This is a genomic window from Stackebrandtia soli (genome assembly GCF_965137155.1).
GTDB classification, from domain to species: Bacteria; Actinomycetota; Actinomycetes; order Mycobacteriales; family Micromonosporaceae; genus Stackebrandtia; species Stackebrandtia soli.
This window is the reverse complement of sequence record NZ_CBCRZX010000083.1, coordinates 1-7,075: the sequence shown is the minus strand read 5'-3', so window position 1 is coordinate 7,075 and position 7,075 is coordinate 1. Positions and strand designations below refer to the sequence as shown.

The following is a 7,075-nucleotide window of genomic DNA, read 5'->3' as shown; positions in this document are numbered from 1 at the left end:
CCCCGCCCCNTNNGTCCACTCCGCTTGGTTGGGCAAAAGTTCCGCTTGGTTGGGCAAATTGCGAAAACACGCCTGTTTCGAACATTTGCCCAACCAAGCCAGCCTTTTGCCCAACCAAGCGGGAATCACGTGAGACCACGAGGGAAGGAGCCTTTGGACAGTGAGAGTCGGGGCTCCGATAAGGAGGACGGCGGCGGTACAAGAGGACGGCGGCGGTACAAGAGGACGACGGGAGCGGGTCAGGTGTCGCGGCGGCGGATGACCGCGTACGCCGTCGCGAGTCCGACCAGCGCGTAGGCCACCAGAATGGCCCCCGCCGCCGTCTGCGACAGGGCCAGACCCGGGTCGACACCGTCGAAATCGACCGCGAACGGAAGGCCGCCGTGGAGCTGCGTCGTCAGGTCCTCCGGTAGGAACATGCCGACCCGCGCATTCCACGGCTCCGGCAGGGCCGTAACGAAACGAGGGACGACGGCCAGCACCACGAGCGTGACGGTGATCGCCACCGCCGTCGACCGGGCCAGCACCGCCACCGCCACACCGGCCAACGGGACGGTCACGATCGGCAGCACCCACAACAGCGCCATCGGCAACTCGTCGAGGACCGGCCCCTCGAAACCAGGGATCGGCCGATCCCCGACCAGGGCGAAACTGCCCCACACCACCACCAGCTGTCCGATCACGCCCACGGCCAGCGCGAAACCGGTGACGACGAGCGCCTTCGCGGCGAGGACGCGGCCTCGGCTCGGAGTCGCCGCCAAGGTCTGCCCGAACGTGCCGTACGTGTGCTCATTGGTGAACGTCAGGATCGCGAAAACGACGAGACAGATCTGGAAGCCGAAGGGGGCGATCTCGTCGCCGCGGGACAGACCGAAGCCGGACCGACTGGACGCGTCGAGACCGTCGTACAGGATCACCCCGTACAACTCGATGCCGAGGACGGCGAGGAGCCAGCCGAACGCGACGGCGACCACGACCCCGGTGGAGCGAACCGACACGGCCTTACGGAACTCCGACAACACAACAGGAAGCATCTAAATATCTCTCTTCAGAACGATGGAGACGCCGACCACGAGCGGCACGACGGCGTAACCGCACAGGATCAGACCAGCGAGAACAGGGGGCAACGCCGCGACCACATCGGAACGGTCCGCGAGCCGTCCGGCCAACGCGAACGGCGTCAACGCCGACAGACGATCGCCCCACGGCGGCGGGACGAGCAACGCGCCCATCGGAAGCAGCGCGATCAGCGCCGTGGCCGTCACTACGGGAACCGCGACCGACCGCGCGCTCAAAGCGATCCCCACGGCCAGGACGGCGGTCGCGGCCACGGCCGCGGAATGCCACAGGACCTGCGAGGCGACGTCGACTCCGGTCACGCCCGGCACCGTTCGGCCGTCGGCGATCCGCGCGCTGCCGATGACGGTGATCGCACCGACCACCGCGCCCACCGACGCCGAAAGCCCACCTGCCCAGATCGCGACGGACACGGACCAACGCCACCGACACGGCGACGCGACCATAGTGGATGAAATGGTCCGATGAACGTACTCACCCGCGGTCAGCGTCGCCCCGAAGACCACCGCGCACAGCTGAGTCAGCGGCATGACCAACTGATCCATCGCCGAGAGCGGACGACTCGTCCGCGCGCCCGCCGCCAACTCGTCCGCGCTCGCGATCGCGCCCGCGAACACCCACAACGCGATCAGGGCCGCCGCGAGCGGCACGAGAAGGAGCAGCGACGACGATCGCAGCGACCCGACCTTCACCCACCCCGCCCGCAGCACGGCGATCACGCGCCGACCTCGGCATCCGCGACCAAGCGCAGATAAGCGTCCTCAAGAGACACATGGTGGTGCCGGATCTCGTGTACCCGTACCCCCGCGTCCGTCGCGATGGACGCGATCGCGTCGACGTCGGCACCGGTGACCCGCAGGTCGTCATCCCCGTCGACGACGACACAACCGTGGCGCCGCAACACGACCGAGAGTTCCCGCCGCTGCGGCGTCCGTACGACGACGCCCTCCGAGTACCGGCCCGCCACGGCCGTCACCGTCGTGTCGGCGAGCAACCTCCCGCGCGCGACCACGATCAGGCGGTCCGCCGTCTGCTCCATCTCGGACATCAGATGGCTGGACACCAGGACCGTCCGACCCTGCGCCGCCAGATCGCGGACGAACAGCCGAAACCAACGCACGCCCTCCGGGTCGAGACCGTTGATCGGCTCGTCCAGCACCAGGATCGACGGATCGCCGAGCAGCGCCACCGCCAGCCCGAGCCGCTGCCTCATGCCCAGCGAGAACGTCCCCACCCGCCGATGAGCGACATCGGCGAGGCCGACCAGTTCCAGCACCTCGGAGACCCGCGCGGCGCCGATGCGGTTGGAGAGCGCGATCGCGCGGACATGGTCGCGAGCCCGACGCGCCGGATGCGCCGCACCGCCGTCGAGCAGCGCCCCGACAGTCAGCAGTGGATATTTGAGCCGCCGATAGGACGTGCCCGCGACCGTCACCCGGCCCGAGCTCGGCGCCACCAGACCAACGGCGCAACGCATCGTCGTCGACTTTCCCGCCCCGTTCGGTCCGAGGAAGCCCGTCACGGAGCCCGGCTCGATCCGCGCCCACAAGCCGTCGACCGCCGACACCGATCCATACCTTTTAGACAATTCATGTATCTCGATCACCCCGCCACACTTCCGGCTGCACGCGCGGACCGCCTCGGAGCGCGGACCGAACTCTCACCACGCACGGCGCCGCGCCTCAGACCCCGGTATGACGACCACGGTCGGAGGCGAAAGCCGAGACCGAGCGCTAGCGTGGTCGCGTGCACGACACCACCAGCCACCCACGCGCGCGCACGACCGAACGAGGCGAAAGCCCGTCGGACGAACCGGTGCGGGTCGCGAGCCCCCGCCGACTCGCCTGGCTCGACGCGCTCGCCGCCGCGGGATACCTCGTCGTCGTCAGCGGTTTCGTCGTTTCCGCCTACGAATTCGCTCCCGCGCAGCCGATCGAGCTGTGGCTCCGGCTCGCGCTCGTCGCCGCGACCGGAGCCCCATTGGCGTTGCGACGCCGTTGGCCCGTCCCGGTGTGGGTGGCCGTCACCGCGGTCACGGCGGTCACGGTCTTGCTGCCCGCCCCGCACGACGGCTTCGCGGCGTCCGCGTTCGCGCTGTACACGGTGGCGGCACGGCCCGCTCGGCCGACGCGGTCCACGGCGCTTCCCGCGACCGTCGCCGTCGTCGGCGCGCTGTGCCTCGCGGTGTCCGGACCCTACGGGCAGTCTCCCGACGCCGCCGCCAACCTGGTCGTCGGCGTCGTCCTGTCGGCCGGGGCTTGGGCGCTGGGGGTCGCCGTGGCGGATCGCCGGGTGATGGCCGCACGTTCCGCCGCGCAACTCGCGCAACGGGAGGTCGCGGAGGAGCGACTGCGCATCGCCCGCGAACTGCACGACGTCGTCGCCCACAACATGAGCCTCATCGCGGTGAAGGCGGCCGTGGCGAACCACGTGGCGGACAAAAGGCCCGAGGAGTCGGCGACGGCGCTACGAGTCATCGAGACGACCGCGCGCGACACCTTGACGCAGCTTCGCCAGATCATCGGAACCTGGCGCGGCGACTCGTCGAACCCGTTGCCGGGCGTGGCGCAGCTCGGTGAGCTGCGGCGGCAGGCCGCCGGGGCGGGGCTGATCGTGGACCTGTCCGTGGACGACTCGCGACCGTTGCCGTCCGGGATCGGCCTCGCGGTCTATCGGATCGTTCAGGAATCACTGACCAATGTGGTCAAGCACGCGCCGGGATCCGAGTGCCGCGTCGACGTGAGTGACGACGGGGCCCGGGTGCGGGTCGAGGTATCGAACACGGGGCGACCCCGGCGGCGTGGCGACTACGACGAAGGGCACGGCTTGATCGGCATGTCCGAGCGTGTCGCCACGTACGGCGGGTCGCTCGAGGCCGGTCCGACCGCGTCGGGTTTCAGTGTCATCGCGACGATCCCGCACCGAGGGCTCGCGGAGGAACCGTCGTGACGATTCGCGTGATCATCGCCGACGACCAGGCCCTGCTGCGGTCGAGCCTGGCGGTGCTCGTGGACACCGAGGACGACATGACGGTCGTCGCCGAGACGGCCGACGGTGCCGCGACCGTCGACAGTGTGCGACGGCTGCGGCCACACGTGGTCCTGATGGACATCCGGATGCCCGTCATGGACGGCATCGAGGCGACGCGGCGCATCGCGACGGCCGCGCCGACGAGTCGCGTCCTCATACTGACCACATTCGACACCGATGATCACGTGTACGCCAGCCTCCGGGCGGGCGCTAGCGGTTTCCTGCTCAAGGACTCGACGCCGCGAGATCTGTTGCGTGCCATTCGCGTCGTCGCCGCGGGCGAGTCGCTGCTCGCCCCGTCGGTGACTCGCCGACTGATCGGCCGGGTGACCGAGCGGCGCGGCCCGGCGACCCGGACGTTGCCGGGTGTCACGCAGCGGGAACGAGAAGTGCTCGAACTCGTCGGACAGGGACTGTCGAATCTCGACATATCGACGCGACTGCATGTCAGTATGGCGACCGTCAAGACGCACATCGGGCACCTGCTGCGAAAGCTGGAGGCGCGTGACCGCGCGCAGCTCGTGATCTGGGCGTACGAGTCCGGGCTCGTCGAGGTGGGCGGCGACCGTCGCTCGTCGGACGCGTTCTCTGCCTAGGCGAATCTCCGGCGAACGACGGGCTTCCACTCGGCTCCTCCGCGGTCGGCGCCACCCGGGGCCACCTCCGGAGGCGATCGACGGGCATTGCCGCGCAACGGAAGACGGCCAAACTGAAGCGGTTCTCAGCCGACTTAAGGTGGGCTTCAGCCTCGGCCGGTAGCGTTGACCTTGGGGAGGAGGCCGGAGGCCCCTGAGCCGGGTGGCCGATGGGGTCGAGTCATCGACGGACGGTGAGGCGAACCCGTTCGCCACGCCCGCGATTCGCACGGCGAGGGGATTCCGCGACGGAATCCCCTTCAAAGGACGGATAATGCGTCAGGTCGCCTTGCGGCTGCGGTAGAGCAGCCAGAAGAAGTACGGCGCACCGATGATCGCGGTCAGCAGACCTGCGGGCAGTTGATCCGGGGAGATCACGGTGCGGCCCAACAGATCGGCGCACACGACGAGTATGCCGCCGAGCAGCGCGGCCACCGGAAGAACGCGACCGTGGCGCCGCCCCATGATCATCCGGGCGGCGTGCGGCGCGACGAGCCCGACGAACCCGAGCACGCCGATCCCGGCGACCGCGACGGCGGTCAACCCGACCGAGCAGGCCAGCAGACCCAAACGGGCGATCGGCACGCGCACACCGAGCAAACGGGGCGTGTCCTCGTCGACGGACAATAGATCGAGACGCCGCCGCGCCACGAACACGAGCGGCACGAACACGGCGCACCCGATGGTCAACGGCAGGATGTGCTCGAACGTGCGGCCGTACGTCGAACCGGACAGCCACGTCAGGGCCTTCGCCGCGTTGAACGGATCGGTCATGACGATCAGGAGCGTCACGAAGGCGGCGGTCCCGAAGGACATGCCGATGCCGACGAGGACGAGCCGATCCGTCGCGAAACCGCCGCGAGCCGCAAGCCCGAACACGAGCGCCGCCACGATCACGGCACCGAGCCCGGCCGCCCCGGCGAGCGCCCAGAATCCGGCGAGCGGCACGAGTGTGACGACGAGGATCGCGCCGACGGACGCGCCACCGGACACCCCGAGGATCGACGGGTCGGCGAGCGGATTGCGGGTGACGCCCTGGATCGCGGTGCCCGCGACGGCGAGCGCGACCCCGGCGAGGAGTGCGGCGAGAACGCGCGGAGCGCGAGTGTCCATGATGGCGGATACGCGCGGTCCGGCGTTGCCGGTGACCCAGTTGGCGAGGTCACCGAGGAGGAGTCCGGCGTCTCCGATGAGGAGGGACGAGATGACGGCGCCGATCAGAAGCGTCACGAGGACCGCTACGACGAGGACGGGTCGACGGAAGCCAACGCCTCGCACGTCGAGAGCGCCCTGGCTGGTTCCCATGCGATTGCTGCGAAGCCGGAACGCGAGTGCGACGAGGAAGATTGCACCCACAATGGACGTCATGACTCCGGTGGGGACGCGGACGGCGGTCTGCGCGCCGATGAGCGCGCGGAGGACGACGTCGGCGGCGACCAGCAGAACGACGGCGGCGAGACCGCTGACCGGCAGGAGCGCGCGGTGTCGATGCAGGCCTGGGATCTTCGTCGAGATGAGCCGGACGAGCGCGGGCGCGGCCAGTCCGATGAAGCCGATCGGTCCGGTCAGGGTGACGGCGGCGGTCGACAGGAGGACGGCGAGTACGAGGACTGTCAGCTGTGTGCGGCGGACGGGAACCCCGAGGGATCGGGCTTCGTCGTCGCCGAGCATCAGCAGGTCGAGTCGGCGGCCCAGCAGGAGGAGCACGGCGAGGGTGACGATGACGATGGGCGCGAGGAGCGCGATGCCGTCGAAGCCGGTGACGCCGAGGGTGCCGGCGGCCCAGGCGTGCAGGCCGCGTGCCTCGTACGGAAAGAGGATCATCACGGACGTCGTCACGGACGAGAGCGCGAGTGCGACGGCGGAGCCGCCGAGGACGAGCCGGACGGTGCCGTACTCGGTTCCGGTGAGCGCCAGGACGAGCGCGGCCGCGCCGAGTCCGCCGAGGAACGCGAGTCCGAGGTCACCGACGAAGGCTCCGCCGAGGCCGAACGCGGCGCCTGCCGCGAGCGCGAGGTGGGCGCCCGCGTTGACGGCGAGGGTGTCGGGGGACGCGAGGGGGTTGCGCGAGATCGACTGCATGACGGCGCCGGCGATGCCGAGCGCGGTGCCGACGACGAGTGCGGCGGTCAGGCGGGGCAGGCGCGAGGCGATGACGACGGACGCGGACTGGTCGGTGGCGGAGCCGGTGAGCCACGCCCACAGGTCGGCCGCGCGGACGTCGGCGGTGCCTTGGGTTATCTGGACGGCGGCGAGGATGACGAGCGCCGCGAGGAGGAACACGGTGATGCCGCCGACGCCGAGCACGGAGGCGCGGGTCGTCGGGGTGGGGG

At 69.9% G+C, this 7,075-nt stretch carries 6 protein-coding genes; 2 read left to right on the top strand and 4 right to left on the bottom strand.

Features of this window, described 5'->3' with window-relative positions:
- Nucleotides 1-239: 239 nt before the first annotated feature.
- The 3 genes from ACM9NP_RS23780 to ACM9NP_RS23770 are packed head-to-tail and all read right to left on the bottom strand — an operon-like array spanning nucleotide 240 to nucleotide 2,644.
- The gene (locus tag ACM9NP_RS23780; RefSeq protein ID WP_415649010.1) at nucleotides 240-1,034 is read right to left on the bottom strand and encodes an ABC transporter permease; all 795 of its coding nucleotides are present in this window, start codon (nucleotides 1,032-1,034) and stop codon (nucleotides 240-242) included.
- Nucleotides 1,035-1,796 (bottom strand): hypothetical protein, encoded by a 762-nt coding sequence (locus ACM9NP_RS23775; RefSeq protein WP_415649009.1) that lies wholly within the window; start codon nucleotides 1,794-1,796, stop codon nucleotides 1,035-1,037.
- Nucleotides 1,793-2,644 (bottom strand): ATP-binding cassette domain-containing protein, encoded by an 852-nt coding sequence (locus ACM9NP_RS23770; protein ID WP_415649008.1) that lies wholly within the window; start codon nucleotides 2,642-2,644, stop codon nucleotides 1,793-1,795. The genes ACM9NP_RS23775 and ACM9NP_RS23770 overlap by 4 nt, the downstream gene beginning before the upstream one ends.
- 179 nt (nucleotides 2,645-2,823) lie before the next feature.
- On the opposite strand from ACM9NP_RS23770, the gene ACM9NP_RS23765 reads away from it, so the two are divergent.
- Complete coding sequence (locus ACM9NP_RS23765) at nucleotides 2,824-4,026, top strand: sensor histidine kinase (protein ID WP_415649007.1); 1,203 nt, start codon at nucleotides 2,824-2,826, stop codon at nucleotides 4,024-4,026.
- Nucleotides 4,023-4,703 carry a response regulator gene (locus tag ACM9NP_RS23760; RefSeq protein ID WP_415649006.1) on the top strand — a complete coding sequence of 227 codons (681 nt, stop codon included), beginning with the start codon at nucleotides 4,023-4,025 and terminating at the stop codon, nucleotides 4,701-4,703. Before ACM9NP_RS23765 ends, ACM9NP_RS23760 begins: the two co-directional genes overlap by 4 nt.
- 318 nt (nucleotides 4,704-5,021) lie before the next feature.
- Here ACM9NP_RS23760 and ACM9NP_RS23755 read toward each other — a convergent pair.
- The coding region (locus ACM9NP_RS23755; RefSeq protein WP_415649005.1) for an iron ABC transporter permease at nucleotides 5,022-7,075 on the bottom strand (2,054 nt) is incomplete at its 5' end.

What these genes read in the sequence shown, in the direction of transcription:
- ACM9NP_RS23780 (WP_415649010.1), bottom strand. Translation starts at nt 1,034, where the DNA reads ATGCTTCCTGTTGTGTTGTCGGAGTTCCGTAAGGCCGTGTCGGTTCGC.